The following is a 24,907-nucleotide window of genomic DNA, read 5'->3' on the forward strand; positions in this document are numbered from 1 at the left end:
CGGTCACCCGTGCGACGCGTCCTAGTCCGCGGTGTGGACGATGAGAATGTCGACCTTGGCTCGACGGGCGACGTTGGCAGGCACCGAGCCCAGCAGACGCCCGGCCACCGAGTCCAGCCCGACGTCTCCGACGACAACCAGATCGGCCTTCGTCTGCTCGGCAAGTTTCACCAGTGCGTCGACCGGCGCGCCTTCGAGTGCCCGTTCGTCGATGTCGTGGACCCCGACCGCCTTCGCGCGGTCGCGCGCCTCCTGGAGGATCTCGTAGATGTGGGCTGCTCCGTGCATCTTGTAGCCATCGCCGCGGAGGCTGTCAGCGGCGCGGGGGTCATCGACGTGATCGTGGGACGGCGGTCGTGACCAGCCGCCCTTCTCGACATGGGGCTGGTACGCGCTCGCGACGATCAACTTCGCGTTGTCTTGCGCGGCGATCAGGGCGGCACGGTCAACCGCTCGCATTGACGAGTCCGAGCCGTCGGTCCCGACAACTACCGTCCGATAGGTGCTCATGGCGTCTCCAAGCTGCCGGTTTGCGAGGACAACCAGGACATTAACGCGTGTCAGGCCGGTTCACACCGGTCTTGCGGCAAGGGAAAATGTGGTGTCGAACCTGCGGACGTGCGCCGGCTTTCGGCGACTCTCGAAAGTATCTGGGCCAACGATCTTTTCGACGTCGTCACATGGACATCGCGCCGTGCGCGCGCTGACGGGCGCCTGCGGGCGCTCCGCGCCCGCGACGACCGGACCGAAGCCGCGTACCGGTGACCGGTACGGGTGCAGCAGCTGAATTCTCGATGCTGCACGAGTGCGTACCCGGTGGGCACACGCACCCGGCCATGGGTTGGCGGCAACGCCGTTAGTGCATCTTCGCAGCTCGCTTCAGCTGCGAAGACAGATTGCGCCCCCGGCAGGGATCGAACCTGCGACCAACCGCTTCTAAGTAGGACGCGTGGAGTGGCATGGACCGAAGTGGCCACAGGTGCTGTGACCTGCTGTAACGGTGTTATCAACCGGGAACGCTAGGGCGCAAAATGGCGGTCGGTGGCATCATTGGCGATGAATAAACGATGAGTAAAGATGGCCTGACTGTGACCACGCCACCCCCCGATACAGACCCCGCGCTCAGCCGGTCAAGAGGAACAGGAACGCGCCGCGGTCTGCCTGCCACATACCCTTTTCACCGTCGTAATTTACCGTGATCGCAACGTTGTGGTCGGCCCCCTTGGCGCGCACCGTGGCGATGCCCTTGTACTCCGTGCCGGACGTGTGAATGAGGTCGACCCGCTTGACCGTGATGGGGAAGTGGTACTTGGCCATCTGCGGGTCACTGTCGAAGTAGCCCTGCATGTCCGTCTTGACGAAAGCCGCAACGTCTTCCTCGGACGGGCCGCGGGTGAAGTAGTAGACACCCCCGGCGATCATGGCCACCAACATCACCACTCCGAAGGCTATCCCGACGATTGCGGGCTTAGATATGCGCGCGGACCCCTCAGTCATGGACGTGATCCTATGGTCACTGTGGGTTGCCTGTGGACGTTTGCCGTAACGGTCGCGTCAACGAGGCGGGGAGGCTGACCGCGCGGCGGCTCACTCTTCGCTGCCATGGTGCCCGGCAACCCTGCTTCCAGGTGTGGGTGCGTGCGAGAAACAGGGTTACCGCCGACGGGTGTTAGCTGGCGATTTTCGGCCTGCATCTGCGGATGGTCAGTGGGAAGAGATTGCCTGGACGCCCCCCCCCCGCTGTTTTGCTGATATCGCTAACTTGGGGTTCTTCGCCAGTGGCAGACGGGATTAACCAGGCGTTCAAATCACCCTATTGTAATTTGCTGGGTCGTCAAAAACTTGTCGGAGCAACCATCTACCCTCTCGACTCACAGCAACATCGCAGTATCAGAGGGGACCGGAAGATGGAAGACGACGAGCTAAGCGCCACACTCGATTTGATCCTTGCCGAGTTGGACACTCGCCCGCCGACCACCTGGTCACTCATGCAGGCGCGGCGGGTGCTCGCCAGCCTTCGTGCGGACAGCTCGCCGAAACCTGTCGTGGATCTCGTTGGCTGTGTCGCGCCCCCGCGTCTCGCCCGCATCCGTCGACTCACTCGTCCTGGCACCTAGGTCTACCTCCTCGTCTTGACGCGTTTCGCGCGGTGTTCGCGTCTGCGATGCAGTTTCCATGACATTCCGTGCCTCCTTCAGGCGTCGGTTTACTTCGGATATCAGTTCGTCATCTGAGTAGCGGGCGATCGTCGGCTCTGGGGGCGGCGCAGGTAGGTGTTCCCGCCGAAAGCCCGCAATCTGCAGGGCATCGTCCACGTCCCACTGCACCGCCCTGGCCGCCGCGGCAACCGTCGCGGCCGTCGTCCCTATGGGGATGAGCGTCCCTTTGTTTATCTGCCATCCCGTTTCCAGCTGAGCCCAGCGCCCTGCGCTGACTGCCGGCTTATCTGAACCCGGCGGCGCGGTGCGCCGCGATGCTTCGCGCTGGGACAGCCCGGCGCGTTCTCGATGCCGCTTCAGCTCTGGCCCAAACGGCCAGTCTTTGCGGGTTCCACTGTTCTCGGTCACGTCTACATGTTGGCGTGCAAACAGGTGCAAAGTCCATACGTCGCAGTCGGCCGAATCTTTGCAGTTACGTCGATGTAGTTATCGAACATCGCAGGTCAATGCCACGTTTCCGTCCCGTTGGCGCAAACAGGTTGCGGTTTGCACTTGTTCGCACTACAGTTTGCAGCATGGTCAAACAGTCCTACGGGGTCTGGCAGGAGCTCCGAATCATCCGCGAACGCACCGGATGGTCATCGGCAGAACTTTCCAGGACGAGCGGAGTGTCCGCCCCCTACCTCTCTCAGCTTGAGAACGGTGACCGCTGGCCTAACGCCACGGTGACCAAGAAGCTCGCCGTCGCGCTGAAGGTCCCCGTCTCCGTGCTGGAGCGCCCAGTCGAGCAGAAGGGCGTGGCCTAAATCCACGAAAAAGCCCCCGCCGTACGGGGCGAGGGCTTCGACCGACAACGAGAGGTAGCTCGAATGTCAGACATCCAGACTACAGCGGTCGATCTGACCGACGGCGCGGCGCGCGCCCAGCGTGACGCGCTGGCCGGCCGTGTCGATGTGCTCCGCAAAGTGCGCGCGTTCTGCCAACTGCCGGACGACACCAATATCACCACCGAGCTGGTCGCCCGGTTCTACGGCGTAGGGCTGGAGGCAATCAAGTCGCTCGTCAAGGACAACCGCGAAGAGTTGGCCGCCAATGGGTTCCGTGTCATCACTGGCGACGAACTGAGGTCCCTGAAGAACCTCAGTGGATCTACCAGCCGCGCGGCATCCATGGCGCTGTTCTCCCACCGTGCCGTGCTGAACGTCGGGATGCTGCTCCGAGACAGCGAGGTGGCCCAAGAGCTTCGCGCGCACCTGCTGGACGTCCATCGGGAAGCCAAATTGGAACTCCGTGCGCCAGACCTGTCCACGCCCGAGGGTGTCGCGTACATGGCGGCGATGTTCCACGACACCGCCAACAAGTTGGTGATCGCATCGAACCGGCTCAAGGAAGTTGAACCCAAGGCCGCGAAGTTCGACAACTTCATCTCGGCCGAAGGTGACTACGACGTCAATGAGGCCGCGAAGGTCATCAATCGGGCCGACATCGAGATTGGTGAAACCCGACTGTGGGAGACGCTGCGGATGGTCCGCTGGATCTACAAGGACCACAAGGGAAAGCCGCGCGCGTACCAGACGGCGATTGAAAAGGGCTGGCTCCGTGAGAAGCCGATGGGCGAGTGGGAGGACGAGGACGGGCGTGTCCACCTCCGTACCCCGCAGGTGCGGGTCCGCCCCGCCGGCATCGACAAGCTGATCGAAATGCTCAGGAGCGCTGCCTGATGCGCGCTGACGATGCACTCAAGTACGCCGCGGCGGTCCTGCGGGAGCGCACCGACTGGGCGCTTGACGAAATTGGCGGTTCGATGTGCGACCAGGAAGGTCACGAGCTGCAGACCAACGCGATTCACGACATCACAGTCGACATCGCTTCCCTGGCTGAGCTATTCGGAGATCCAAACGTCTACTCGGATGGCCGTTACGTCAAGACGAGCACATGGATCGATGGGGACAGCCTTGGCACGTCACATGTTTGGCATCCAGATCCGGCGCAGGAGAAGCCTGCCTCGTGGCGCGGCAACCTCCCCTCTTATGACCCGGACATCCCGTCGCCCGGCATCTACGAGGTGACCACCTACCCGGAGACGCAGGAGATCCACGTTCGGGTGGTGCGGACGGCATGACATTCCACTCCATCCCGCGCCCGGCGATTCAGCACTGGCCGAAGCCGAAACGTCCACTCTACGAGTCGAAACCGAGGTCGAAGTGACTACACCTGATGAGCAGGATCCGGACAGGATTTGGCTTACCCGCCCGGAGTTGACGGAGCGTTGGAGTTTGCCGCCGAACACGTTGGCTGAGTGGGCGAAGGTTCCGTACGGGCCGCGTTACGCGAAGTTCGGAAAGTATGTGCGGTACAGGCTTTCTGATGTCATCGCGTGGGAAGAGCAGCAGATGACCGGCGGTGCAGCATGACTACCCAGCCGATCCGTGTTCCTACGCCACCTGCTCCACCGTGTGCTTTGCCGCATCACGCGGTTGGTTCCCGTGTCGGTATTCACCAGTGGCACAAGACGGCTGGCTGCATGGAGTACCTGTTCGGGAAGGTGATTGAGCATCACGGACGGCGGGTGAAGATTGCGGTTGATCAGCCGCGTCGAGTGGTGATCAGCACTGAGTGCGGTCACGTGTTTCCGCAGGTGGCGTCATGATCGATGTCTTGTTCTTCGTGATTGCCCTGCTGTTGGCGTTGTTTGGTGGTGCTCGTTTGATTCTCGGCTGGTGGTGGACAAGGTGACGGCGCGGTGGTTTTGGCCGGTTGTCAACGCTGCCTTGAATGCTGTCGCTGACGGGATCGACTTGGGTCTGCGAACCGTGTGCCCCGCGAATCACACACCACCAAACCTGCTGGACCCGCCAGCAGCTGAATGCACCTGCCCGACAGTCGAATGCCCGCTGCGAGCTGAGGACATCTGCGATGAGGCGGAAGCCGACGAGGACTACCTCTACGCAACGACGTGGGCTGACTACCACGCCAAGAAACCGGATTCGCCGCGTGCTGAGGGGACGCAGTGCGCGGATAGTTTCGGGGAGGTGGGTGGCCACGAGTCGCCCTCCCCGGAACGCCCACCGTCGGATCTGCTGTACGAAGCTGCGCTCGGGTTGGAGTGGTTCGTCGGGCTCGATGGGACGCGGCCACCGTTGGAACGGTGCCAGCAGCTCGTCGCCGAACTGCGTGACCTAGCTGCCCAGTTCGAGGCAGATGAGTCCGAGTCGGATAGGCCTGTCTCGCAGGAGGATCTGGCCGCGCACATCACGGCAATCAGGAACGCCTACGTGAGGGCCACTGGATCGGATGCGAGCGACGACGCGATCGCCGCCTCACTACTCGCCGACTACCGCGTCACCAAGTAAGTCGGCGGGCCACCCCTGCCCGGGTGACCCGCCGAAACACCGGAAAACCCAACCACAAGAGAGGAACCCCATCCGATGTCAACATCGAGCGTATCAACCACTGAAACCCTGTGGCCTATACCAGCGTGGGCGACACCCCTGGAGCGAGTGTTGTTCCGCATGGAAGGTGCCAGGCCGATCCGGGTGGAGGACGGCGCGGTGGGAAGGCATTCCGCCAGCGCTGAAATCGATCCCGGTAGCTACGTTGGTCGTCACCAGGCCGAAGAGCTGGCGGTGTCGGCGTGATGTATAGGACTGTTCATAAGCGCACTGCCCGTTGGATTGTCGCGACATTGTCGGCTGCGGTGCTTGTGGGTACGGGTGTGGGTTGGGCGGCTCGTGCTGAGGCGTTGCCGGATCCGTTCACGCCTGTGCCACCGTTCTGGTGCCCAGGTAACGGGCCCGGGCTGAGTGCATCAGGCTGGGGCGGTTATTGCGAGGGCCGCACATTCCCAGACGGTAGTCGCCTCAACACCTTCCGCATCGGCTACTACTGGCAACCACTACGTTGCATCATCCCTGACGGGTCCATGAACCCACCCTTGGCCGGACCGGGTGGATGCGCTGGGGTACTCGGATGACTGTTCAACTGATGACGACCGAATTGGTGCGCATCCTGAAGGAAGCATCACTATTCGCCAGTAGCGCTACGACGATTCCAATTATCAATGCCGTCCATCTGGAGGCCAGCGGCCAGGAGCTGGTCGCAGTGGGCACGGACAGGTTCGTGCTCGGCGCATCAAAAACGGAACTCGACGAAGCTACAGGGGGTTTCGCTGCGGCTCTTACACTTCAACAAGTCAAGACCATCATCCAGTTGGCCGGGGCGTGCAAGCAGGCGTTCTCGAAGGTGGCGCTTGATGCTGACGGTAAGACCATTCGGGTCGCGTTCAGCAGCGGAGAAACCATCACCCTGCCGGCCTCCGAAATTGAGTCGGGTGTCCATCGTGGATGGCTGACTCTGCTGAAGTCGAGCCCCGATAGCGAGCCATCCAAAGCGATGGTCCTGAACCCTCAGTTTCTGGCGAAGTTCGCGCGGGTGTCCGGCGCGTCGAGGATGCGTGTGCATTTCTTCGGGCACACGAGGCCGATAAGGGTTGTGATTGGTGACAGTTTCGTCGGCATGGTCATGCCGGTTCGGATGGCTGATGACGATTCGATGGATTGGGTTGTTCCGGAGTGGGTTAATCCGTCGCCCGAGAAGCGCGAACCGAAGAAAGCTGTGGCCCGCAAGCCTCGAGCTAAGCGCCCATCGAAGGCGGCGGTCGCATGATCCGAAGGTTCTTCGCTGACGGCCTGTACTGGATGGTCCTCTTCGGTGCTCTCGTTGGTGTCGCGGTGTACGGGTTGTACTTCACCCCACCGGACACCACAACCATCGTGTGGGAACAGCCATGACCCTGTGCATCAAGTGCGGGAAGCGGCCTGCGCGGGCCCCCCATGGTCGATGCCAGTCGTGCTACCAGTCCTGGAAGCATGTCGGAGTGGCTGGCTTCATCCTGGCCGCGATAGACCGCGGCGACGAGGTGTTGCTGCGCCGCGGTGGCGAGACGGAGAGGGTGGTGTTCGACCTGTGAACCATTGCCTGCAAGCGGACCTGGATGAGTTGGAACGCACCGATCCGGAGGTTGCTGAGGCTCGGCGGCGACTCGACGAGTTGCCTGAGCAGTTCGCGCGCTACAAGCGGCATATGGATGCCCGGCGTGCGGTCGGTAAGCGTACGGAGTCGCGATGAGTGTAGGCGATGGCGCTACCGGCGAGTGGAGCGTGCACGTTCAACCTGGCTGCGAAGCCCATGTGCGACTGGCGCTTACCGATGTGCTCCCCGACGGTGTCAACGAGATTCAGGCATTCCTGGAACCAGACACCGCGCGAGGGTTGGCGAGGGAGCTGCTGGAACACGCTGATTGGTGTGACGAGTGGAAAGCGGGGATGCATCGAGATGATGGCGCTAAAGAAGACTGCCCAGAGATGCTAAGCGAAATTGCCCAGTTGGCTTGAGTGGCTAAGGTTAGCAGGTTCGTCGTTGCAGGGGAACGATTGTGCCGTCGCCGGGGGTGCTGGGGCGGGCAGCTTCTGGAGTGGTCAGCAAAGCGACGATGGTGATGGGTTCGCCGCAATGCGGGCAGGAACGGGTGGCGGCCGGCTGTGGGGCGGGTGGCCGGGCCTCGGTGACGGTGGCGGCGGTGTCGCTGTGTTTGCGTTGCTCCCAGGCGTGTTTGCGGCAGCGGTCTGAGCAGTAGATCTTGGTCGGTGTGGTGGCGGTGAATTCGGTCCAGCAGGCTTGGCAGGAACGGGTCTCAGCTGACATGGGCGGCGACCGCCTTACGCATCGTTTCGGCGGTGGCTTGGTGGTTGCGCAGCCGGTAGCTGGGTCCGTCGATACCGACCACGGTGGCGCGGTGCAGTAGCCTGTCCAACATGGCGGCTGCGACGGTGGCGTCTCCGAAAGCGGTTGCCCAGTCAGCGATCCCAACATTGGTTGTCAGAATCGTACTCGACTTCAGATACCGTTGGTTGATCACCTGGAACAACGCGGATGCCCCATCGCCGGGCAGCGGAAGGTAGCCAAGTTCGTCAATCACCAACAGTTTCGGTCCGGCGAAGAACCGCATGCAGGTGTGCCAGCGGCCTTCCAGGGCGGCTTTGTGGCAGCGGGCCGCCAGGTCGGCGGCGGTGGTGAAATACACCCGGTGGCCGGCCTCGACCGCGCCGCGGGCCAACGCGACGGCCAGCATGGTCTTGCCGACCCGGGTGGGCCGACGAACAGCACGTTGGCCGCGTCGTCGAGGAAGCGCAGACTGGCCAGGTCGTTGATCAGTTTGGCGTCGACCCCGGCTGGGCGGCGAAATCGAAATCGGCCATGGTCCAGGGTTCGGGCAGACAGGCGAACCGCAACCGTGAGGTCAGCCGGCGGGCTTCGGTGGCGTTGACCTCGATCTCCAACAGCCGCTCCAAAGCGGCGGTCAGGGACAGGTTTTCGGCGCGGGCGGCATCGAGGATGCGGGGTAGCGCTTCGGCTGCGTCGCCGAGTTTCAGATAGGACAGATGTGCCCGGAGTTGTTGGTATCGGCGGGCTTCGCTCATCTGTGGGACGGTTTTGCTCAAGGGGTTACTCCTGGTTCTGTTCGGTTGGATGGTGTTGGGGAACAACGGATAGCCGTGCTGCGGTCGCCGCATAGACGGCCAGATCGATCACTACCTTCTGGGCGGGATCGTTCGCCGGGGCACCACGCAGCCGCGCGGCCTCGGCAACGGCGGCCACCGAGGGCGGTCGCCGGGTCTTATGAGTGCAAGGCCTGGCCGTCGAGAACCCCGATAGCACTGCCTGTTCGAGCGCGACGACGTGACCGGCATCGCGCACCACCGCGCCGCTGCCGTCGACCGCGCGGCGGTGCGCGGCAACAACGGCTCCCGATGCCGTGGTCAATTGCACGGTGTCAGAGCCCAGGCGGTGGGTGACGGTCACCGTGGCCCGGCCAGCCCCGGCGGCACCGAGTACTGATTGCCCCGCCAGGACACCAACGCTTGTGGAGTGACGATGCGGTGTTCGGTCAACTCGGCCGGATACGAACCCGTCGGCAGTGACCGTAGTGGTTCGGCATCGGCCAGGGCGCCGACGGTGGTGGCCTGCCCGTCGCGGCGCCGGCGGCGCCCGTCGAGCTTCACGCACAGCCGGTCCAGCGACGCCTGGGCTTGCTCGATCGTGGTGTCGTCGGTGACGGTGCGCCACCAGCGTTGGGCGGCAGCGTGATTGGACTTCTCCACCACACCCTTGCGGTTGCCCCGTCGTGGCGGGCACACATCGACGGCGACAGCGTAGTGTTTGGCCACCCCGGCGAACGCCGCGGTGATCCGGCCCGATTCGGGATGACATACCGTGGCCATCCGGTCGAACCGCCACCGCTGGGTGACCCCACCCAACCGGATGCTGACCGCCTCGATCGCTTCCACGACGTGCGCGAAGTCCTCGGCCGGGCCAGCGCCCCGCGCCAGCGGCTCGAATGGGCCAACGCCCCGACCAGCAGGTGGGCATGCCGGTCAGCCGCCCACGATGCTGGTGGATCGGGCAGCTCGACCCAGTCCCACTGAGTCTCGACCCCGGCGGATGATCGATGACCGCGACGTCGCGGCCCTTGACCGACTGACACGGCTCGCAATGCGGTCGCAGCCCCAGGTTTCGGATTGCCAGGGTCAGCGACGGATACGAGCCGGTAAAACCTAGCTCGACGAGTTCGTCGAACAGGGTTGAGGCCCACAGGTGCGGATCGTCAGCCAGGCGGATCCGGCAGTACTCGACGAACGGATCGATCACCAGCGGTTCAGAGCGTTGGCGTTGCCCGGGTACTCGTTCCCCAGCCAGATAGGCCCGAACGGTTCGGCGATTGATCCCGAGATGGCGAGCGATCGCCGATATCGACCAACCCTGCTCCCGAAGCGCATGCGCTTCCACATCACCCTCCAGCGACAGCAAACGACGGCCCTCCCATTCATCAGCGGAAACACAACTCCGCTGACGATGAGCAGAACCCCGACAAGCAGTCCGACGACACGCCGAACCACCGCTGCCAACTGGGCACTTTCAATTAGCGAGACTGAGCACTTTCACTTAGCGCCATCAGAGATGAGTGACATCGACCGCGTGCGTGAGGCGGCGCTTGAGATCTACACCGACGAGGGAGTGGAGGTTTGGATGGAATCGCCGAACCGAATGCTTGATATGCGTTCTCCACGAAGCCTTATCGAGAGCGGCGAGGTGGGGCGCGTACTTGCCTACATCGAGTTTCTGGCAGAGGGGAACTTCGCATGACTCAGAAGCTAGTGAAGGTGCAGGAGTTCGACCGCAGCACCCTGCTTGATATCTGGCTCGACGGCTTCACGTCCGGATTGACCACTGCCGCACAGAATCTCTCGGGATGCGGTGGCGATATGGCCGACAAGTTCGCCGATGACGTCGTCATTGGAATAAAGAAAGACCCTGCCGCGATGGAGACGATTCGCCGCGAGGTATTCGAGCGGGTCACTGGGATGTTCGACGCCAACGAGGCGACTAGAGAGTTGACGGTGAACATCGAAGAGGGCGGTCCCGCATGATCCGCAGGTTTTTCACTGATGGCACATGCTGGTTGGCTATCGCGTTCCTCATCATCATCGGCGCGGTGTACGGGTTGTACTTCACCCCACCGGACACCACAACCATCGTGTGGATGCAGCCATGAGCACCTGCGCCAGGCCCAATTGCCCCAACTCTGCACAGCCCGGCAAGAACCGGGGCATGTGCGAGAAGCACTACAACCTTGATCCCGAACGCGGATACGTCGACCCGGGGCCGTCGCGTGAACGCATCGAACTCCTGCGCTCCCGGGGCGTCACCATCGCGATGATGAACCAGCACGGCCTGTCGAAGTTCGGCGTCCGTCGAGTCCAGACCGCTGAAAGGATCCGCAAGGCCACCGAAGCCAAGGTCTTCTCCATCCCCGTCCCCGAGAGCCTGGTGCGCACCAGGGCGCATGTGGACGCGATCGGCACCACCCGTCGCATACAGGCTCTCGTGGCGCTGGGCTGGACACAAGGTCAGATCGCGGCCGAGTTGGGCACGAAGCAGACTGCTGTCTCTGCGATCGCGTTGCGCGGCAAGGTCACAGCGGAGACCGCTATCGCAGTGAAGGAACTGTTCGAGCGGTGGTCGATGACCCTCGGCCCGTCGTCACTGACACGGCTGCGAGCCATCGCGAAGGGGTGGGCGCCACCACTGGCGTGGGACGAACTCGACGACCCGGGGGAGAAGCCGAACCTCGGCAGCAGACGCCGTGTCCCGTTCCCCGAGCGGTACCGGGAACTGCGGGCGATGAGCCTCTCCGACGAGATGATCGCCCGCCGGATGGGTATCGATCCGGAATCCCTTGAACGCCAGTTGATGCGGCACGGGCTGTATGAGCGGAGGTCAGCATGATCGATATCGATTCGAGATTCACGCAGGTGTTCGGACTTTTGTCCCAGGCGGTTTCGATCATCGGGGAACCTGGCGGCCTGTACGACGAAACGGTAGACGACAGTCTCGCGGCAGCGCTGGCTGCGATCAGCGTGGCCCGCGAGCACGTTGATACAGCGAAACGCAGGCTCGCGCAATGCCCGGCCAGGACCATGTCGGGCGGCCAATGCGAACACATGACAGGCCATAACGGGCCGCACTGCCGCGCGCTTCCGCACGGTCGTTACGAGTGGACCGATGAGCAAGTTACTGCGGCGATAGCCGATTGGGAGAAGAGGGCAAGACGATGAGTGATCCAGCGGCAACGTTGGCGTTGGTTAAGTGGCTCGAAGACCGGTTGAAGAACTGGAAGGCCGAAGCGAAGACGCAGCTCGGCTTGTTGGCGGGGGAGCGGAAAGCCGCCGTGGTGGGTGGGCAGGTGATCGGTCACATCACCATGACGAAAGGCCGTAAGACTGCCCGCGTCGTCTCCGAAGCTGGACTCCTGGCCTACGTGAAAGCCAACTACCCCAGTGAGATTGAGGTGGAGGAGCGGATCCGGCCCGCGTTCCTCAAGCAGCTCCTGGATGAGACGGCGAAGAAGGGTGCGTTCGTCGACACCGATGGTGTGGTGATCGACGGGCTGATCGACGTAGCGCAGGGCGATCCGTACCCCACGGCACGGCTTGCGGAGGACGCGGACATCACGATCGCTGGGCTGCTGTCACGCGGGGCGCTGGGGATCGACGGGCTGAGGCAGATCGAACAATGACCCTCAAGACAAGACCACCGACGTGCTCTGTTCCTTGGCCGTTGCTGCTCGTTGAAGGTGGTGAGAAAGCGGGCAAATCGTGGGCGGCTGCGGTCCTCTCATCGTCGGACAAGGTTAGCCGGACACTCTGGATCGACTGGGGTGAAGGTGCGGCCGACGAGTACGGCGCCATCCCCGGGGCCCGGTACGAAGTGGTCGAGCATGACGGCACCTGGCCCTCCATCATCGAGCAGGTCAAGGCCGCTCGGGATGAAGCCCAACGCGCTGTCGACGCCGGCGATAAACCCGTCGTCCTGGTGATCGACTCCATGACCGCCGAATGGTCTGACCTCAAGGAGTGGGTGGATGCGAAGGCGAGGAGGCGTGACGCCAACCGCAAGAAGTTGGAGAAGGATCCTGAAGCCGAGATTCAGATCACCCCGGACCTGTGGAACCTCGCGAACGGCCGCCACAAGGATTTGATGCGGATTCTCATGAGGTTCCCCGGGATTGTGGTGATGACGGCGCGGGGTGCTGATCAGATGGAGATGGAGAACGGTAAGCCCACCACCAGGCGGACGTGGAAGGTGGAGGGGCAGAAGGATTTAGCGTTCGATGCGTCGGTGTGGGTGCGGTTGGGGCGTGGTGAGCATCCGCAGATCATCGGGGCCCGCTCAGTGCATGCGGGGATCGTGCCGGGTGAGGACAAGGCGAAGCGTGTTCCGGATATGACGTTGGAACAGTTGGTGTTCGACATTTTGAGGTGTGATCCGAAGACGGCGCATGTTCGGGAGTTCGCATCGGTGCAGGACCGGGTTCTGGATTTGTTGGATCGGGTGGATCGTGCTGGGTCGAAGGATGAGCTGACCGGGGTTTGGCGTGAGGCCAAGGCCAGTGAGGTGTTGAACGTCGGTGTGTTGGATGGGCCGACGGTGCAGGACGCCATCATGGCCCGCGCGCAGGTGTTGGAGGCTGCACCGCCTGCTGAGTCAGAGCCGGTGCAGCAGGAACTGGGGGCCGCATCGTGAGCCGCCGCCAGACGGGGTTCCCCCCTCTCGTGCGGACACTTATCTACGAGCGGTCCGCGGGCCGGTGCGAGCGGTGCGACGAGTGGGCGAGCGACTGCGAGATACATCATCGTCGACCACGCGGGGCTGGATCGACCCGCCGGCCGGAAACCAACTATGCCTCCAACGGGGTGCTGCTGTGTGCAGAGTGTCATCGGCACGTCGAAAGCTACCGGGCCAAGGCATTCGATGACGGCTGGCTGGTCCGGCAGTCCCATGACCCGAAGGCGCGGCGTGTGTTTCGGCGTGAGCAGTGGGTGTTCCTTGATGACGAGGGTGGTTGGCGTCCGGCGCCTGAACCTGTTGAGGGGAGGGCGTCGTGAGCTTCGACGCTGTGTGCCTGGATTGCCCTGTGTGGGCTCGTAACCCATCCCATTTTCCTGATCGGGATGGCGCTGAACAGTTCGCGGATCGGCACACACGCATGTACGCGGGGCATGTCGTGGACATCCAGGAGACGGCATGAACGACGCAGAGAACCTGATCACCGACGTGCTCGTCCGACATGAGCCGCTGAACGGTGGGGATTCATGCGACTGCGGCTGGTGGTGGGATCAGGCCGAGGGGCGCAACCACCCCGAGCATGTTGCCGCTGAGATCGTCAAGGCACTCGGAGGACTCACGCGCGCATGGGCTGCAGTTCTGCCCGATGATTCGTATTTCGGCCCGTACCACGAAGCTTATGAGATCAGGCGCAACGAGGCGCGCCAGCAGGCTGAGGCTGACGTGGCGGAATACGAAGACTCGGCGCTGAAGTCGCGTTGGGTGTCCGGCTGGAGCGAGGTTCAGCCATGAGCATCATGTGTGCCCACTGTGGTCATCTACCCCACCCTGATCGTCGATGCCGTGTTGTGCGTATCGACGGACCCCCATCCGACAAGGGCCGGAAGGTTGGTGACTCCTACGAGCACACCGGACGCAACGAAACCCCCTGCACCTGCACCACTTACACGCCTGAACTGAACGGAGCCGAAAAATGAACGCTTGCGAAGACGAAACCGAGCCTCTCGGTGGGGGGCCTGTGGACACCCTGGCTGTGATCGAGCACGGGGCGGCACGCGGGTTTTGGCGGGGTGCTGATGAGGTGCTGGCCGTCAAGCAGCTCGCCGAACGACAAACCCAGGCGCTCAACGCGGTCCGGGAGCTATGTGGCGACTTGATTGCCCAGGGTAGGGGACATGGAGCTGCGCCGACGAGATCCGATGTTATTGCCGCGGCGGTAGCGGAGTCCATTCTGACGCTCATCGAGGCGGCCGGCGCGTGAGGATCGGGTCTCTTTTCTCTGGCGCTGGGGGCTTAGATCTGGCCGTCGAGGAGGCATTCGGTGGCCACACCGTGTGGCATTGCGAGCTCGACCCGGCGGCGTCGAAGGTGCTGGCTCATCGATGGCCGGGAGTGCCGAACCTCGGCGACATCACGGCCGTTGACTGGTCGACCGTCGAGGCCATCGACATTCTGTGCGGCGGGTTTCCGTGCCAGGACGTCAGCCCAGCCGGCCGCCGGGCTGGCTTGAAGGATGGCACCCGATCGGGCTTGTGGGCGATGTTCGCCGGTGCCATCGCGGTGCTGCGACCCAAGGTGGTGGTGATCGAGAACGTGCGTGGACTGCTCAGCGCGGACGGCGAAGAGTGGCCGGCCGAAGTGGTAGCCGCCGACGCCGAATGGGCGCGCCTTGCTCGCGTCGTCGCCCTCATCCACAGCAAGATCAACCGAGCCATGCGAGAGGACTGGTGGCATGGACAGTACAAGCAGCGCAAGCAATTCGAGTTGCATCGGATGGTTCGACTCCGAGACCGGGCATTGGCTCGATTCCGAACCGTCAAGCGTCGACTTGTTCAACGAGCGATCGGGACAGTTGTTGGAGACCTGGCCGACCTCGGGTATGACGCGCAATGGACGACTGTTTCCGCTGCCAGCGTCGGCGCACCCCACAGGCGTGAGCGGGTCATCATCCTCGCAGTTGATGCCAACGCCGCGCGCGACGGATGGGACGAAAGGTGGCCCGAATCAGCGCGGCTCGTCGGGGGATCTGATGCTGCCGTCGGCGGTGATGGATCTGCTGCCGACTCCGCGTGTGGGTGCGGAACGGACGTCGCGGGGTGCGGCGGTGCGCCGGGACAGTATGGCGGCACCGAGTTTGGAGCAGGCGATCGAGATCGCGAGCGGTCAGCTTCCGCGCGAGGCGAACTCGTGGGCCGAGCTGCCGCCGAGCTGGCAACCGTAGACAACCTGCTGCCGACACCGGCAGCGTCCAGGTCGGGCAACAACCAGTCGGCGTCGCCGGGTGCCGCTGTTCGGCCGTCACTGGACAGCATCACGGATCTTCTACCGACGCCGAGGCGAAGCGATGGCGATGGTGGAGCTAACCCGCTGTCTCGCGCCGAGCGGATGGACGACGTTGAGACCCGCGTCATTCGACTGCTGAACACTCCTAGCAGGGCTGACGGCGACGGAGGTCACCTGTCGCGGTCTGGTGCTCGATCAGGCGAGCCCCTACTTCCCGGCCGGGCAATCGAAATGGCGCAGGCGTGGGGGAAGTACGAGCCGGCGATCCGCCGTTGGGAAGCGGTTACCCGACCAGCACCGTCGCCGACTGAGCCGAACACGCTTGGAAACCCGCGTCTCGCAGCGCCGTTCCCTGAGTGGATGATGGGCTGGCCCGCCGGCTGGGTCACGGCGCTGGTGGTCCTCGGGCTTATCTCGCGTAACGACGCTCTGCGCATCATCGGAAACGGTGTGTGCCCGCAGCAGGCCATCGCCGCGCTGCGCTGGCTGCTACACGTTCAGGCGGTGGCGGCGTGATCACTTCTGTTCGTAGGCGGTGTGTCCGCACTGGGCGCATCGGTAGCTGGTCGTCGCTACCGCTGCGCCTGGTGGGTGGCCTCGTCCGCGTTCAACCTGCCCGCGTATCGGGTCAAGCCCGTCGTCGGACCAGGGGAGTAGGCAGCGTGGGCATGTCATGGGGAGTGTGGCGATCCACGCGTCGGGGCGGATCTGCACCATCGCGGACTGGTACCAGGACCAGTCAGCGTCAGTGGGGCGGGGCATGCACGGCACCGTACCGCCAGACGACGACAGGGTGGGTGTCGATGTGAGCACGTACGTAGAGTTTCTCGCCGCGAAAGCTGCCGCAGCACCGCATGATGGCCGCACTATTCCCGTGTCGGACGTTCACCCGTCGCTGCACCGTTGGCAGGCCGAGATCGTCCAGTGGGCAGTAGGGACGTCACGCGCCGCAATCTGGGCTGACACCGGATTGGGCAAGACCCGGATGCAGCTCGAATGGGCTCGTATAACCGATGGTTTTCCAATCGTCATCGCTCCACTCGCGGTGTGCCGACAGACCATTCGGGAAGCTGAGAAGCTCGGTATTGCGGCGCAGTACGTCCGCAGCACCGCGGACGTGAATCGGTTCAAGCTGTCTGTCACCAACTACGAACGCGTCGATGCTATCGACCCTGGCTTGTTCGATTCTGTGGTGCTCGACGAATCGTCGATCCTCAAGCAGTCCGACGGCGCGACACGCACGGCACTGATCGAATGGGCATCCACAATTCCGCATCGGTTGGCATGCTCGGCGACCCCTGCGCCGAACGACCCGGAAGAGCTGACTAACCAAGCTGAATGGTTGGGCCGAATGACCCGCACTCACATGCTGGCCGCGTATTTCGTGCACGACCAGGACGGCTGGCGCATCAAAGGGCATGCCGGCGGTCCGATGGTCGACTGGATGACGTCGTGGGCTGTGGCGTTGCGGCGCCCGTCTGACATGGGCGGCGACGACACCGGTTACATCTTGCCTGGGTTGGACATCGTTCCGCACTTGGTGGAGTCGCGAGTAGAGGAAGATGGGGCACTGTTCGCGGTCGACCTGGGTGGGGTGACGGGCCGATCCAAGGTCCGCAAACAAACCCTGGATGACCGGGTTGCGGTGGCCGCCGAGCTGGTCGCTGCCGAACCGGACGAACCGTGGCTGCTGTGGTGCGCGCTGAACGCGGAAGCCGAAGCGTTGGCCGATGCCATCCCCGGCGCGGTCAACGTTCACGGGGCGCTACACCCCGATCAGAAGGCGGATGCGTTGATGGACTTCGCAGATGGCGGGTTCCGGGTTCTGATCACAAAGCCCCAAATCGCCTCGCAGGGCTTGAATTATCAGCACTGCGCCCGGATGGCGTTCGTCGGACTCGGGGATAGCTACGAGCAGTACTACCAGGCGATCCGGCGCTGCTACCGGTATGGGCAGTCCCGCATCGTCCAGGCGCACATCATCCTGTCCGACCTGGAATCGCAGATCGCCACCAACGTGGCACGGAAAGAACGGCAGGCCAACCTAATTACCGATGCGTTGATCGCCGCGAGGAAAAGGAGTGTTGCGTGACCGACTACCAGACTGACGAATCGCACGGCGACAGCTGGTCACTACTGCTGGGCGACTCGTGCGAACGGTTAGCCGAACTGGACACCGACAGTATTGACCTGTCGATCTGCTCCCCACCGTTCGCCAGCCTGTTCGTGTACTCGCCGAGCATCCGGGACCTCGGCAACTCCAGCAGCCGAACCGAGTTCATCGAGCACTACAAGTTCATCATCCGCGAACAGCTGCGGGTAACGAAACCAGGCCGGAACGCCTGCATCCACGTCCAGCAGTTGACCACCACCAAAGCCATCCACGGGCACATGGGGTTGACCGATTTTCGGGGCGATGTGATCCGCGCATTCCAGGATGAGGGGTGGATCTTCTACGGCGAAACCACGGTGTGGAAAGACCCGCAAGCACAGTCGATTCGGACCAGGGCGCACGCACTGGCGTTCCAGTCGAAAAACCGCGACTCGGCGACGTCGCGACCTGCGCTAGCCGACTACTTGCTGATCTTCAAAAAGTCCGGCGACAACCAGGTGAAGATCCCGCACAACGCCACGACGGGGGAGGTTACCAACGACGACTGGATCGACTGGGCATCACCGATCTGGGCCGACATGCACGACGGTGGATGGCTAACCGAAGAAGGCAACCTGTGCCCCGTCTGGTACGGCATCAAAGAAACCGACACCCTGAATACCGCTGTGGCGAAAGCAGACAAGGACGAGCGGCACATCTGCCCGCTGCAGTTAGGGTTCATTGATCGGTGCGTGCGGTTGTGGTCGAACCCAGGCGAGTTGGTGCTGACACCGTTCGCGGGTATCGGGTCGGAGTTGTATCAGTCGGTGAAGCGGGGGCGGCGCGCGATCGGGATCGAGTTGAAGCCCGAGTACTGGGCGACTGCGGTGGACAACATGCGCCGCCTTGAAGCTGCAATGGCCGTTCCTCAATTGTTCGATTCGGCCGCGTCATGAACACCGAGGAGCTTGCCGCCGTCCTGCGTGTGCATCAGGGCCCGTTCTTTCATGGCACGCATTCGAGGTGTGGGTGTCGGCGGATCGTGCTGACCGCCGACGAGTGGGCTCGGCATGTAGCCGAAGAAATCCAACGCACCCGCGAAAATTACCGGCCGAGAGGAATTCCCATGACTGACCTAGTGCCCGCCAGCAAAATTGAGCAGATAGTTGGCGCGGACCGACACCAAACCGAACACCTCGGGCGAGCCGTTTCAGCTGAGGAGACGGTCTACATCTTGCATTCACATGAGTGCAAGGACAGCGGTATTGATCTGCGCGATTGCCCGTTCTCCGTGGCGCTCGATCTCGGCATCTCGCTTGATCGGTGGGCCGACTTTGAGGATGAGCCGGTCGAGTTGTGGGTCTCAGCGGCGGACGGTCGCCTGCTGCCTAAGCGCAGATTGACGCAGGGAGCGTGACCGATGAACCGCGGAATCGGTGTGCCGACACCGAAATAGACGACGCATCACCGGATCAATGTGGACCAGGAGAACACGATGAAGGACTGGGAGCAGCCGTACACCGATGCGGCCAACGAGATTCTGCGGGAAGCGGAGAGCGCCCGCGCCAAGTTCGCGCCATTCAACAGCAGTCACGAAGGCTACGCCGTCATCGCCGAAGAGCTGGATGAACTGTGGGATGACGTGAAGGGCAACGATGTCCCGCACGCCATCGAGGAGGCGGTGCAGGTCGGCGCGATGGCATTGCGGTTCATCGCCGACATGCGAGCCAAGTACGGACGCCTGTCCGACGGTGCGCTGGCGAGAATAGCGCGGGAAGCTGAGGCCGACCGATGAGCGACGTTGTGGAGCGCGCCAAGGCCGCGCTGGAAGGCGTGACGCCGGGACCGTGGACATGGGACGGCGACACGTTCTCAGACGCCGCCGAGCACAAGTGCCCTCACGGAACGCAATGGACCGATCACGGACCAGATCTGGTACGCGGCAACGAAGACGGCAGCGCGATCGAGGAGTATTCGGCCGACAATGACGTGATCACCAGCGGCGGCTACGACGCATCCGGCTTGGAGATCAAGACCGCCGACGCCGAGTTCATAGCCGCTGCACGCACTCTCGTGCCAGAGCTGGTCGCCGAGGTGGAGCGGCTACGGAAGATCACCGACATCATCGACCCGGATTCGGTGTATCGCGAGCAACGGGACCAGGCGTGGGCTGAATGCGACGCTGCCAACGCAGAAGTCGAGCGGCTGCGGGCGGGCGGGCCTTGGGTGGAGCACGTCGAGTTCCAGCGAGCCATGAAGCTGCAGCGTGACGGCGACTGCACATGCAACACCGGACCCGACACAGAAGGCCCGGACGAGTTCTGCCCTTGGCATGGACGCGAATACCGGTTCCTGGCGGATGAATTAGTCCGCCTGGCTGCCGAGGTGGAACGGCTACAGAGAACGACGATGTCTGACCCGCAATCCCGAATCGCCGAAATCCTGCGCGATATCCCGATCCCCATCGCAGCCGAACAGTTTCAGCCTGGATTCTGGCGGTCCTGTGCTTCATGGGAGCAGATCATCGAGAAGGTCGCCACCGCGATCGAGACGGCGATACACGACACCCCGCACCCATTCGCGCCGTACACCACCGTCGCCGATGCGGCTATCGCCGCGCACATGGAAGCGCTCAAGGCCGACGGGTACGCGGTGATTCATCTGCCGACGGTTGCGCACAAGGGGCCGGAAGACACCGACGCGAAGTTCTTCCGGCAGGTGGCGGACCGGCTGGAGGACCGGCGATCTGGGTACATCGGTGGGAGCAATGTGCGGGCCGCCGTGTCGAAGCTGCTGCTCGCTGCTGCTGATGCTGCGGAGGCCCAACGATGAGCGCCGGACCGTGCCCCTGCTGGATCAACACCACATCATTCGGCCACGAGGGGCACTGCTGCTGGACCTACCCCGATGACACCTACAAGCGGGGAAGTACACCACCGTGCGGGCATTGGCACCCGGATGTTCCGAGGCCAGACCATGAGTGACCTTCTCCGTGCTGCGTTGTATCCGAATTGCACTGAGGGTGTCTCGCGCAAGGGTCGTTTCCAACCGTGTGGTTCTACGACGGTGGCTGTTCGTTACGACCCTGAAACCGGTGACCCGTATCCAGTGTGTGCTCATCACGCACGGGCAGACATGGTGCCACTGCTGAAAATCCTGGAGGACAAATGAGCGGACCGTTCAAAGTTGGCGACACAGTCATCGTCGAGGCGTCCTACAACGAATCCCGGTACGGGAAGAAGTTCTGGGAGGACACGGTAGCCAAGGTTGGCCGCAGGTATGTGTACCTGCACGGTGATGGGCGGACCGCCTACAACGCACAGACCGGCGTACAGAAGACCAAATATCCGGGTAGCGCTCGAAAGATCTGGACACCGGAGGCGTGGCAGCAGAAGGAGCGCCGCGGCGAGGTCGTAGGGGCCATCAAAAGCCACGGAATCCGCCCCGACGGCTACGGAGACTTCAAGCAGTCAACCGATGTGCTGCAACGGATCCTGGAAGTGCTGGAGGAAAAATGAGCGCCCCGAGTTGGCCATCCGACGTCGTGCCCGAATGGCAACCGACACACGACCGCAATCCGCAACTACTCCTGCCTCGTGGCGTGTTCGACAAGTACGGGCCCGGCGGCGAAGTAATCGAGACGCCCACTGATCACCGGCTGCTGTGGCATTTGGAGAACGCGCTCGCGCTTGCCCCACAGAAGCCGCAGGTGCAGGAGATGCACGCGCTGCTACTCGCCTACCTGCAAGGCAACTGCCAACACCACTGGCGTGAGCATGAAGCCGAAGAAGGCTACTGCGATGCGCATCGACAGTGCCTGTGGTGCAACAGCGTCGAATGGCTGGAGGACAAGCAATGAGCGACATTGACCGCATCGTCCAGATCCACCGAGACCACCGCGCGGTAACCATCGACCCTACGGCGGGCGAGGGCGACATCATCGAATGCTATTGCGGTTGGTGGTACACCGTCGACGATCACGCTTCCCACGTTGCCCAGGTGATTGACGCCGCACTGCGTCCGGTCATTGAGAACATCGAGGAACTCGACGCGCTGCCGCCGGATTCGGTCGTGCGCGGTCGCACGGGGATGCCCTGGCACAAAGACGACGCGGCATGGTGGCCCGCATCTATCAGCGGCGTCGGCAGGGACGCGTCCTTGATCTCACTGCCTGCCCGTGTGCTCTACATGCCGGAGGTCGACTGATGCCTGAGCGTATCCAGCGGTCCCGGCAACGCGGATGGCGCAAACCGGAGGGCGCGATCTACGTAGGGCGGCCAACGAAGTGGGGCAACCCGTTCACCATCGAGGGGGCTCTTGAGAGCGGCTACGCGTCAACCCGCGAGGAAGCGCACCGCCTGGTCGTCGTCGCATTCAGGTCCTGCATTGAGCGTGGCGAGGAATCCGTGTGGTGGTTCACCGGCGGCGCTTCACGCTTCATCACCATCGTGGAAAGCCTCGAAGAACTCCGTGGCCACGACCTCGTCTGCTGGTGCCCACCCGATCGCTCGTGCCATGCCTCGGTTCTCCTGGAGCTGGCCAATGCCTGACTACACGTGCTCGTACCGCCAACTGTCCAACGAGTTCGGCGCCCCAGGTATCCCCAACGAGTACGAGGCGGTGCTGCGTCGCGACGGCAAGGTGGTGGCGCGCCGCAAGTTCTGGTTCCGCCACAGAGCTGAGAACCAACTCGTCCGGTGGCGCGGACTGTACGGCGCGGAGGTGACTCATGGGTGAGGTGCGTTCCCTGTTCACACGCCGAGAAGCGATCGGAATGCGCCGCTGTCCTGACTGTGGGTGGCATCCCGAAACGCAAGGGCACCACCCAGAATGCCAAAACCGAGAGGAAGAGGACTAGATGGCCGAAATTCGTTGGGTCTCATTCGGCATGGACCGCAAATCCATCGACGGCCGCTGGCACATCAGACACCCCGAGAACACTCCCAGTGGACGCTGGGAACTATACGACATCAAGGCTTCTGTTTGGCATGGCGACTGGCGCACATGCACCCAGGCCAAAAAGCGGGCAGCGAGTGTCGCAGCCACTGACTCCATCGAAACCGACGGGAGGCGAAGGTAATTGCCGTGGTTCTACGTCGATGACGGGTTCAGCGATTCCAAGCCCGTGATGAGCATCCCCGATCACCTCGTGCGCGTGCCGATGCGCCTTGCCGTATGCGGGTTGTGGGTGCTCGGCGGGAGCTGGTCGGCAAAGGAGGAACTGGACGGATTCATACCCACTTCGAAGCTGAAATCCCTTCGCGCTCCACGCGCTGTCATTGATGCGATCACGGGGCCTGGCACTCTGGATGCGCCACTTTGTGACCTGAAAGTGGACGGTATTCAGGTCAAGAATTGGCAAAAATGGCAACCAACTAAGGCCGAAATCGAATCCAAGCGCAAACGCGAAGCGGAGAAGAAACGGAACCAAAGACGGCGCGGACGCAACTTCGTGACCGGCATAGATGACCAAATGTCCCCAGGGGACAACCCAGGGGACACAACTGAATCCAGCGAAAACGTGTCCCCCGGGGAGTCCCCGAGCCCCAACCCAACCCAACCCAACCCTTCTTCTTTGGTTGAGTTAAGTGGGGGGGTTACGTCAGTAGACGCGAGCGTTGAACCCCGCCCCAAATGCTCGAAGCACAAAGAGAACCACGACGGCCCGTGCTTCGCGTGCGGGCGAAGGCGCGAATGGGACAAGGCCAACCCCGGCGTCCTGGCCAACGAACTGGAACGCAAACGCGCCGCGAAAGAACAACTCCGCATCAACTGCCCCCGCTGCCACGGCCACAACACCTACGAAGACGAGACCGGTGTCCATCCATGCCAGCCACACATGGAGGCGCAGTGAAGAACTGGACTGGGACGACGATTCAGCAGCAGGCACTGACTGTCGGGTGCCGGTACTGCCATGCACTGGTCGGGGAGGTGTGCATGGACAAGGCGCATTCGAAGCCTCTTGAAGCGTTCCCGGCGCATGAGGTTCGTATCCGAGACGCGAGGAAGGGAAGCGATGAGTGAGAACACTGCGGGATTGCCGCCCAGGATCGACGGAGACGGATTAAACCCGGGTACCGCGTGTGAACGGACCCCGAACATGCCAGAAGGGCTCTCAGGGCTCGTTTCAGACTTCGAAACCCCGAACGCTGACCGGTTCGTCCTCGTCGACTACCGCAGAGCACGAACAACCCCATTCGCACGGGCAATGGATGTCAGGTCATGCGAGATATACGTGACACTCCAGGACGACGGCCGCACCGTGAAGGTGTTCCTGTGGGACGCGGAGGCCGACCAGTGACGACTACCGCGCATCGCATCCCCCTCGAAGCCCTGCAACAGCGTGCCATCCAAGAGCTAGCCGCCAACCCCACCATCAGCACCTGGACATGGGTTGACGGCAAAGAAGTCCGCCCGGCGCAGCACCCAGTGCTCGCCGCTCATGGCGACGGCCAACAACTTCCTGGGGTCGCCGTCGGCGAGCTGCTGCCACGCTGGTGTACCAGCGATCGGTAGTGGTCCGTAATTCGCTTGAGCGACGACGCTTTCGAGGAACTGATGAACTGGCCACCACGAAACTTGCTGGGATGCGGGAGAACCCGCACCGTGGCTATCGGTGCGGGTCTCCAGCTTGTCGCGAGTTGTGGCCTGATCGGTCATCGGATCGCTTCGGTGGCGTCGATGAGGCTGTCCAGTGCGGCCCGCAAGTAGTCTCCTGCGTTGCCTGGAGTGGTGCGCAGCAGCGCGTACGCGGCCCGCACCGCTCGATGGGCGGCGATCATTGCAGTGTCCGCAGCGTCAGAACGGCCAGCCCACGTGTCGGCGAGGTCGGCGGCCTCAAGGAGCGCCCGTGCGACTGTCCGGGCATCTTCCGTCGTGTAGTCGAAGCAGCCGTGGTATACGAGCGGCTCGTCATCTCCTTTGACGTTGATGATCGTGCCGTCCGCTCGTTGTACGACAACCACTCGGATGTCGTTGGTGGCGAGGTGTTCTGGAAGCTGCATCGGCCGTGACCAGACGAGCCGTTGTGTGACTCCCTCGTCGGCGTACCAGTCGTCTGATTCGGTGTCAGCACCGGCGGGCAGGGCGATCTCCGTTTGTGTCATGATGGTGTTCTCCTAGATCTCTGCTGAGTGATGGGTTACTGACGGCCTCGGGGTGGCAGCCCTGGGGTCGTCGTCTTTTCCGG

39 protein-coding genes and 3 pseudogenes are annotated in these 24,907 nt (G+C 62.9%); 32 read left to right on the top strand and 10 right to left on the bottom strand.

All coding sequences use genetic code 11. From position 1 onward, the window contains the following. Nucleotides 1-21: 21 nt before the first annotated feature. From BTO20_RS11260 to BTO20_RS11270, 3 genes are all read right to left on the bottom strand, one after another. Nucleotides 22-510, bottom strand: coding sequence for a universal stress protein (locus tag BTO20_RS11260; protein WP_087075874.1), 489 nt, complete (start codon nucleotides 508-510; stop codon nucleotides 22-24). Nucleotides 511-1,122: 612 nt separating this feature from the next. Continuing rightward, the gene (locus BTO20_RS11265; RefSeq protein WP_087075876.1) at nucleotides 1,123-1,497 is read right to left on the bottom strand and encodes a hypothetical protein; all 375 of its coding nucleotides are present in this window, start codon (nucleotides 1,495-1,497) and stop codon (nucleotides 1,123-1,125) included. A 485-nt stretch (nucleotides 1,498-1,982) separates the two neighbouring features. Beyond that, nucleotides 1,983-2,567 carry a helix-turn-helix domain-containing protein gene (locus BTO20_RS11270; protein ID WP_198344337.1) on the bottom strand — a complete coding sequence of 195 codons (585 nt, stop codon included), beginning with the start codon at nucleotides 2,565-2,567 and terminating at the stop codon, nucleotides 1,983-1,985. A 167-nt stretch (nucleotides 2,568-2,734) separates the two neighbouring features. Between BTO20_RS11270 and BTO20_RS11275 the strand changes: the two genes are divergently transcribed. From BTO20_RS11275 to BTO20_RS11310, 7 genes are all read left to right on the top strand, one after another. Further along, the gene (locus BTO20_RS11275; protein ID WP_087075878.1) at nucleotides 2,735-2,965 is read left to right on the top strand and encodes a helix-turn-helix domain-containing protein; all 231 of its coding nucleotides are present in this window, start codon (nucleotides 2,735-2,737) and stop codon (nucleotides 2,963-2,965) included. Between the two features lie 63 nt (nucleotides 2,966-3,028). Beyond that, nucleotides 3,029-3,880, top strand: a complete 852-nt coding sequence (locus BTO20_RS11280; RefSeq protein ID WP_087075880.1) for a phage antirepressor KilAC domain-containing protein — start codon at nucleotides 3,029-3,031, stop codon at nucleotides 3,878-3,880. Continuing rightward, on the top strand, nucleotides 3,880-4,281 hold the full coding sequence (locus BTO20_RS11285) for a hypothetical protein (protein WP_087075882.1): 402 nt from the start codon (nucleotides 3,880-3,882) through the stop codon (nucleotides 4,279-4,281). The genes BTO20_RS11280 and BTO20_RS11285 overlap by 1 nt, the downstream gene beginning before the upstream one ends. Before the next feature lie 676 nt (nucleotides 4,282-4,957). Next, a complete protein-coding gene (locus BTO20_RS11295; protein WP_157680186.1) occupies nucleotides 4,958-5,512 on the top strand; it encodes a hypothetical protein in 555 nt (184 codons plus the stop codon). A gap of 631 nt (nucleotides 5,513-6,143) precedes the next feature. Continuing rightward, entirely contained in the window at nucleotides 6,144-6,824 is a 681-nt protein-coding gene (locus tag BTO20_RS11305; protein ID WP_198344338.1) for a beta clamp domain-containing protein, read from the top strand. Next, on the top strand, nucleotides 6,821-6,949 hold the full coding sequence (locus BTO20_RS41085) for a hypothetical protein (protein WP_269770341.1): 129 nt from the start codon (nucleotides 6,821-6,823) through the stop codon (nucleotides 6,947-6,949). Before BTO20_RS11305 ends, BTO20_RS41085 begins: the two co-directional genes overlap by 4 nt. 333 nt (nucleotides 6,950-7,282) lie before the next feature. Then, complete coding sequence (locus BTO20_RS11310) at nucleotides 7,283-7,552, top strand: hypothetical protein (RefSeq protein WP_157680188.1); 270 nt, start codon at nucleotides 7,283-7,285, stop codon at nucleotides 7,550-7,552. 10 nt (nucleotides 7,553-7,562) lie between these two features. On the opposite strand, the gene BTO20_RS11315 is transcribed toward BTO20_RS11310, so the two are convergent. The 5 genes and pseudogenes from BTO20_RS11315 to BTO20_RS40410 all read right to left on the bottom strand — a co-directional run. Further along, on the bottom strand, nucleotides 7,563-7,862 hold the full coding sequence (locus tag BTO20_RS11315) for a hypothetical protein (protein WP_087072533.1): 300 nt from the start codon (nucleotides 7,860-7,862) through the stop codon (nucleotides 7,563-7,565). Continuing rightward, nucleotides 7,852-8,638 (bottom strand): annotated as a pseudogene (gene istB, locus BTO20_RS11320) (IS21-like element helper ATPase IstB). Before istB ends, BTO20_RS11315 begins: the two are co-directional and overlap by 11 nt. A 25-nt stretch (nucleotides 8,639-8,663) precedes the next feature. Then, nucleotides 8,664-9,020, bottom strand: coding sequence for a hypothetical protein (locus BTO20_RS40400; protein WP_232490947.1), 357 nt, complete (start codon nucleotides 9,018-9,020; stop codon nucleotides 8,664-8,666). Beyond that, nucleotides 9,017-9,505 carry a Mu transposase domain-containing protein gene (locus tag BTO20_RS40405; RefSeq protein ID WP_232491097.1) on the bottom strand — a complete coding sequence of 163 codons (489 nt, stop codon included), beginning with the start codon at nucleotides 9,503-9,505 and terminating at the stop codon, nucleotides 9,017-9,019. The genes BTO20_RS40400 and BTO20_RS40405 overlap by 4 nt, the downstream gene beginning before the upstream one ends. A 436-nt stretch (nucleotides 9,506-9,941) precedes the next feature. Further along, nucleotides 9,942-10,004, bottom strand: a pseudogene (locus tag BTO20_RS40410) (hypothetical protein); the annotation flags it as partial. 171 nt (nucleotides 10,005-10,175) lie between these two features. Here BTO20_RS40410 and BTO20_RS39255 point away from each other — a divergent pair. From BTO20_RS39255 to BTO20_RS11430, 25 genes and pseudogenes are all read left to right on the top strand, one after another. Then, on the top strand, nucleotides 10,176-10,361 hold the full coding sequence (locus BTO20_RS39255; protein ID WP_157680189.1) for an antitoxin Xre/MbcA/ParS toxin-binding domain-containing protein: 186 nt from the start codon (nucleotides 10,176-10,178) through the stop codon (nucleotides 10,359-10,361). A gap of 17 nt (nucleotides 10,362-10,378) precedes the next feature. Further along, the gene (locus BTO20_RS11330; protein ID WP_157680190.1) at nucleotides 10,379-10,645 is read left to right on the top strand and encodes a hypothetical protein; all 267 of its coding nucleotides are present in this window, start codon (nucleotides 10,379-10,381) and stop codon (nucleotides 10,643-10,645) included. Further along, the gene (locus tag BTO20_RS41090) at nucleotides 10,642-10,770 is read left to right on the top strand and encodes a hypothetical protein (protein ID WP_269770342.1); all 129 of its coding nucleotides are present in this window, start codon (nucleotides 10,642-10,644) and stop codon (nucleotides 10,768-10,770) included. Before BTO20_RS11330 ends, BTO20_RS41090 begins: the two co-directional genes overlap by 4 nt. Continuing rightward, entirely contained in the window at nucleotides 10,767-11,504 is a 738-nt protein-coding gene (locus BTO20_RS11335) for a hypothetical protein (RefSeq protein WP_157680191.1), read from the top strand. The genes BTO20_RS41090 and BTO20_RS11335 overlap by 4 nt, the downstream gene beginning before the upstream one ends. Further along, nucleotides 11,501-11,833 carry a hypothetical protein gene (locus BTO20_RS11340; RefSeq protein ID WP_087075896.1) on the top strand — a complete coding sequence of 111 codons (333 nt, stop codon included), beginning with the start codon at nucleotides 11,501-11,503 and terminating at the stop codon, nucleotides 11,831-11,833. The genes BTO20_RS11335 and BTO20_RS11340 overlap by 4 nt, the downstream gene beginning before the upstream one ends. Next, entirely contained in the window at nucleotides 11,830-12,294 is a 465-nt protein-coding gene (locus tag BTO20_RS11345) for a hypothetical protein (RefSeq protein ID WP_087075898.1), read from the top strand. The genes BTO20_RS11340 and BTO20_RS11345 overlap by 4 nt, the downstream gene beginning before the upstream one ends. 41 nt (nucleotides 12,295-12,335) lie before the next feature. Further along, entirely contained in the window at nucleotides 12,336-13,301 is a 966-nt protein-coding gene (locus BTO20_RS11350; RefSeq protein ID WP_198344339.1) for a DEAD/DEAH box helicase family protein, read from the top strand. Between the two features lie 501 nt (nucleotides 13,302-13,802). Then, entirely contained in the window at nucleotides 13,803-14,135 is a 333-nt protein-coding gene (locus tag BTO20_RS11360) for a hypothetical protein (protein ID WP_087075905.1), read from the top strand. A 226-nt stretch (nucleotides 14,136-14,361) separates the two neighbouring features. Beyond that, entirely contained in the window at nucleotides 14,362-14,604 is a 243-nt protein-coding gene (locus tag BTO20_RS11365; RefSeq protein WP_157680192.1) for a hypothetical protein, read from the top strand. After that, nucleotides 14,601-15,251, top strand: a pseudogene (locus BTO20_RS40415) (DNA cytosine methyltransferase); the annotation flags it as partial. The gene BTO20_RS11365 and the pseudogene BTO20_RS40415, both read left to right, overlap by 4 nt. Nucleotides 15,252-15,303: 52 nt before the next feature. Beyond that, the gene (locus tag BTO20_RS40420) at nucleotides 15,304-15,564 is read left to right on the top strand and encodes a hypothetical protein (protein WP_232491333.1); all 261 of its coding nucleotides are present in this window, start codon (nucleotides 15,304-15,306) and stop codon (nucleotides 15,562-15,564) included. Between the two features lie 422 nt (nucleotides 15,565-15,986). Beyond that, nucleotides 15,987-16,142: a hypothetical protein gene (locus BTO20_RS40425; protein WP_232491334.1), complete on the top strand. Its 156-nt coding sequence runs from the start codon at nucleotides 15,987-15,989 to the stop codon at nucleotides 16,140-16,142. Nucleotides 16,143-16,431: 289 nt separating this feature from the next. Continuing rightward, on the top strand, nucleotides 16,432-17,718 hold the full coding sequence (locus BTO20_RS11375) for a DEAD/DEAH box helicase (protein ID WP_198344340.1): 1,287 nt from the start codon (nucleotides 16,432-16,434) through the stop codon (nucleotides 17,716-17,718). Then, a complete protein-coding gene (locus BTO20_RS11380; RefSeq protein ID WP_087075911.1) occupies nucleotides 17,715-18,674 on the top strand; it encodes a DNA-methyltransferase in 960 nt (319 codons plus the stop codon). Before BTO20_RS11375 ends, BTO20_RS11380 begins: the two co-directional genes overlap by 4 nt. Next, the gene (locus tag BTO20_RS11385; RefSeq protein ID WP_087075913.1) at nucleotides 18,671-19,135 is read left to right on the top strand and encodes a hypothetical protein; all 465 of its coding nucleotides are present in this window, start codon (nucleotides 18,671-18,673) and stop codon (nucleotides 19,133-19,135) included. Before BTO20_RS11380 ends, BTO20_RS11385 begins: the two co-directional genes overlap by 4 nt. Before the next feature lie 78 nt (nucleotides 19,136-19,213). After that, nucleotides 19,214-19,513 carry a hypothetical protein gene (locus BTO20_RS11390; RefSeq protein WP_157680193.1) on the top strand — a complete coding sequence of 100 codons (300 nt, stop codon included), beginning with the start codon at nucleotides 19,214-19,216 and terminating at the stop codon, nucleotides 19,511-19,513. Next, the gene (locus BTO20_RS11395; protein ID WP_087075917.1) at nucleotides 19,510-20,550 is read left to right on the top strand and encodes a hypothetical protein; all 1,041 of its coding nucleotides are present in this window, start codon (nucleotides 19,510-19,512) and stop codon (nucleotides 20,548-20,550) included. Before BTO20_RS11390 ends, BTO20_RS11395 begins: the two co-directional genes overlap by 4 nt. Nucleotides 20,551-20,885: 335 nt before the next feature. Further along, nucleotides 20,886-21,236: a beta barrel domain-containing protein gene (locus tag BTO20_RS11400; protein WP_087075919.1), complete on the top strand. Its 351-nt coding sequence runs from the start codon at nucleotides 20,886-20,888 to the stop codon at nucleotides 21,234-21,236. After that, nucleotides 21,233-21,577 carry a hypothetical protein gene (locus tag BTO20_RS11405; protein ID WP_157680194.1) on the top strand — a complete coding sequence of 115 codons (345 nt, stop codon included), beginning with the start codon at nucleotides 21,233-21,235 and terminating at the stop codon, nucleotides 21,575-21,577. Before BTO20_RS11400 ends, BTO20_RS11405 begins: the two co-directional genes overlap by 4 nt. Next, on the top strand, nucleotides 21,574-21,924 hold the full coding sequence (locus tag BTO20_RS11410) for a hypothetical protein (RefSeq protein WP_087075923.1): 351 nt from the start codon (nucleotides 21,574-21,576) through the stop codon (nucleotides 21,922-21,924). The genes BTO20_RS11405 and BTO20_RS11410 overlap by 4 nt, the downstream gene beginning before the upstream one ends. Further along, nucleotides 21,924-22,268 carry a DUF4326 domain-containing protein gene (locus BTO20_RS11415; protein ID WP_087075925.1) on the top strand — a complete coding sequence of 115 codons (345 nt, stop codon included), beginning with the start codon at nucleotides 21,924-21,926 and terminating at the stop codon, nucleotides 22,266-22,268. Before BTO20_RS11410 ends, BTO20_RS11415 begins: the two co-directional genes overlap by 1 nt. Then, complete coding sequence (locus BTO20_RS11420; protein WP_087075927.1) at nucleotides 22,261-22,455, top strand: hypothetical protein; 195 nt, start codon at nucleotides 22,261-22,263, stop codon at nucleotides 22,453-22,455. Before BTO20_RS11415 ends, BTO20_RS11420 begins: the two co-directional genes overlap by 8 nt. Before the next feature lie 343 nt (nucleotides 22,456-22,798). Next, on the top strand, nucleotides 22,799-23,572 hold the full coding sequence (locus tag BTO20_RS40430) for a hypothetical protein (RefSeq protein WP_232491108.1): 774 nt from the start codon (nucleotides 22,799-22,801) through the stop codon (nucleotides 23,570-23,572). Further along, nucleotides 23,545-23,742 (top strand): zinc finger domain-containing protein, encoded by a 198-nt coding sequence (locus tag BTO20_RS41515; RefSeq protein ID WP_456299084.1) that lies wholly within the window; start codon nucleotides 23,545-23,547, stop codon nucleotides 23,740-23,742. The genes BTO20_RS40430 and BTO20_RS41515 overlap by 28 nt, the downstream gene beginning before the upstream one ends. Continuing rightward, on the top strand, nucleotides 23,735-24,019 hold the full coding sequence (locus BTO20_RS11430; RefSeq protein WP_157680195.1) for a hypothetical protein: 285 nt from the start codon (nucleotides 23,735-23,737) through the stop codon (nucleotides 24,017-24,019). Before BTO20_RS41515 ends, BTO20_RS11430 begins: the two co-directional genes overlap by 8 nt. Before the next feature lie 56 nt (nucleotides 24,020-24,075). Here the strand turns inward: BTO20_RS11430 and BTO20_RS11435 are convergent, their stop codons facing one another. Both BTO20_RS11435 and BTO20_RS11440 read right to left on the bottom strand, forming a co-directional pair. Further along, nucleotides 24,076-24,378 (bottom strand): DUF2742 domain-containing protein, encoded by a 303-nt coding sequence (locus BTO20_RS11435; protein WP_087075931.1) that lies wholly within the window; start codon nucleotides 24,376-24,378, stop codon nucleotides 24,076-24,078. Then, a complete protein-coding gene (locus tag BTO20_RS11440) occupies nucleotides 24,375-24,824 on the bottom strand; it encodes a hypothetical protein (protein ID WP_198344341.1) in 450 nt (149 codons plus the stop codon). Before BTO20_RS11440 ends, BTO20_RS11435 begins: the two co-directional genes overlap by 4 nt. Nucleotides 24,825-24,907: the final 83 nt, after the last annotated feature.

Source organism: Mycobacterium dioxanotrophicus, assembly GCF_002157835.1.
GTDB lineage: Bacteria > Actinomycetota > Actinomycetes > Mycobacteriales > Mycobacteriaceae > Mycobacterium > Mycobacterium dioxanotrophicus.

Excerpts from the sequence above, each read along its gene's own strand:
- BTO20_RS11260 (WP_087075874.1), bottom strand. The coding sequence starts at position 510 with ATGAGCACCTATCGGACGGTAGTTGTCGGGACCGACGGCTCGGACTCG.
- BTO20_RS11265 (WP_087075876.1), bottom strand. The coding sequence starts at position 1,497 with ATGACTGAGGGGTCCGCGCGCATATCTAAGCCCGCAATCGTCGGGATA.
- BTO20_RS11275 (WP_087075878.1), top strand. The coding sequence starts at position 2,735 with ATGGTCAAACAGTCCTACGGGGTCTGGCAGGAGCTCCGAATCATCCGC.
- BTO20_RS11280 (WP_087075880.1), top strand. The coding sequence starts at position 3,029 with ATGTCAGACATCCAGACTACAGCGGTCGATCTGACCGACGGCGCGGCG.
- BTO20_RS11285 (WP_087075882.1), top strand. The coding sequence starts at position 3,880 with ATGCGCGCTGACGATGCACTCAAGTACGCCGCGGCGGTCCTGCGGGAG.
- BTO20_RS11305 (WP_198344338.1), top strand. The coding sequence starts at position 6,144 with ATGACGACCGAATTGGTGCGCATCCTGAAGGAAGCATCACTATTCGCC.
- BTO20_RS41085 (WP_269770341.1), top strand. The coding sequence starts at position 6,821 with ATGATCCGAAGGTTCTTCGCTGACGGCCTGTACTGGATGGTCCTCTTC.
- BTO20_RS11310 (WP_157680188.1), top strand. The coding sequence starts at position 7,283 with ATGAGTGTAGGCGATGGCGCTACCGGCGAGTGGAGCGTGCACGTTCAA.
- BTO20_RS11315 (WP_087072533.1), bottom strand. The coding sequence starts at position 7,862 with ATGTCAGCTGAGACCCGTTCCTGCCAAGCCTGCTGGACCGAATTCACC.
- BTO20_RS39255 (WP_157680189.1), top strand. The coding sequence starts at position 10,176 with ATGAGTGACATCGACCGCGTGCGTGAGGCGGCGCTTGAGATCTACACC.
- BTO20_RS41090 (WP_269770342.1), top strand. The coding sequence starts at position 10,642 with ATGATCCGCAGGTTTTTCACTGATGGCACATGCTGGTTGGCTATCGCG.
- BTO20_RS11335 (WP_157680191.1), top strand. The coding sequence starts at position 10,767 with ATGAGCACCTGCGCCAGGCCCAATTGCCCCAACTCTGCACAGCCCGGC.
- BTO20_RS11340 (WP_087075896.1), top strand. The coding sequence starts at position 11,501 with ATGATCGATATCGATTCGAGATTCACGCAGGTGTTCGGACTTTTGTCC.
- BTO20_RS11345 (WP_087075898.1), top strand. The coding sequence starts at position 11,830 with ATGAGTGATCCAGCGGCAACGTTGGCGTTGGTTAAGTGGCTCGAAGAC.
- BTO20_RS11360 (WP_087075905.1), top strand. The coding sequence starts at position 13,803 with ATGAACGACGCAGAGAACCTGATCACCGACGTGCTCGTCCGACATGAG.
- BTO20_RS40420 (WP_232491333.1), top strand. The coding sequence starts at position 15,304 with ATGCCAACGCCGCGCGCGACGGATGGGACGAAAGGTGGCCCGAATCAG.
- BTO20_RS40425 (WP_232491334.1), top strand. The coding sequence starts at position 15,987 with ATGATGGGCTGGCCCGCCGGCTGGGTCACGGCGCTGGTGGTCCTCGGG.
- BTO20_RS11385 (WP_087075913.1), top strand. The coding sequence starts at position 18,671 with ATGAACACCGAGGAGCTTGCCGCCGTCCTGCGTGTGCATCAGGGCCCG.
- BTO20_RS11390 (WP_157680193.1), top strand. The coding sequence starts at position 19,214 with ATGAAGGACTGGGAGCAGCCGTACACCGATGCGGCCAACGAGATTCTG.
- BTO20_RS11395 (WP_087075917.1), top strand. The coding sequence starts at position 19,510 with ATGAGCGACGTTGTGGAGCGCGCCAAGGCCGCGCTGGAAGGCGTGACG.
- BTO20_RS11400 (WP_087075919.1), top strand. The coding sequence starts at position 20,886 with ATGAGCGGACCGTTCAAAGTTGGCGACACAGTCATCGTCGAGGCGTCC.
- BTO20_RS11405 (WP_157680194.1), top strand. The coding sequence starts at position 21,233 with ATGAGCGCCCCGAGTTGGCCATCCGACGTCGTGCCCGAATGGCAACCG.
- BTO20_RS11410 (WP_087075923.1), top strand. The coding sequence starts at position 21,574 with ATGAGCGACATTGACCGCATCGTCCAGATCCACCGAGACCACCGCGCG.
- BTO20_RS11415 (WP_087075925.1), top strand. The coding sequence starts at position 21,924 with ATGCCTGAGCGTATCCAGCGGTCCCGGCAACGCGGATGGCGCAAACCG.
- BTO20_RS11420 (WP_087075927.1), top strand. The coding sequence starts at position 22,261 with ATGCCTGACTACACGTGCTCGTACCGCCAACTGTCCAACGAGTTCGGC.
- BTO20_RS41515 (WP_456299084.1), top strand. The coding sequence starts at position 23,545 with ATGCCAGCCACACATGGAGGCGCAGTGAAGAACTGGACTGGGACGACG.
- BTO20_RS11430 (WP_157680195.1), top strand. The coding sequence starts at position 23,735 with ATGAGTGAGAACACTGCGGGATTGCCGCCCAGGATCGACGGAGACGGA.
- BTO20_RS11435 (WP_087075931.1), bottom strand. The coding sequence starts at position 24,378 with ATGACCGATCAGGCCACAACTCGCGACAAGCTGGAGACCCGCACCGAT.
- BTO20_RS11440 (WP_198344341.1), bottom strand. The coding sequence starts at position 24,824 with ATGACACAAACGGAGATCGCCCTGCCCGCCGGTGCTGACACCGAATCA.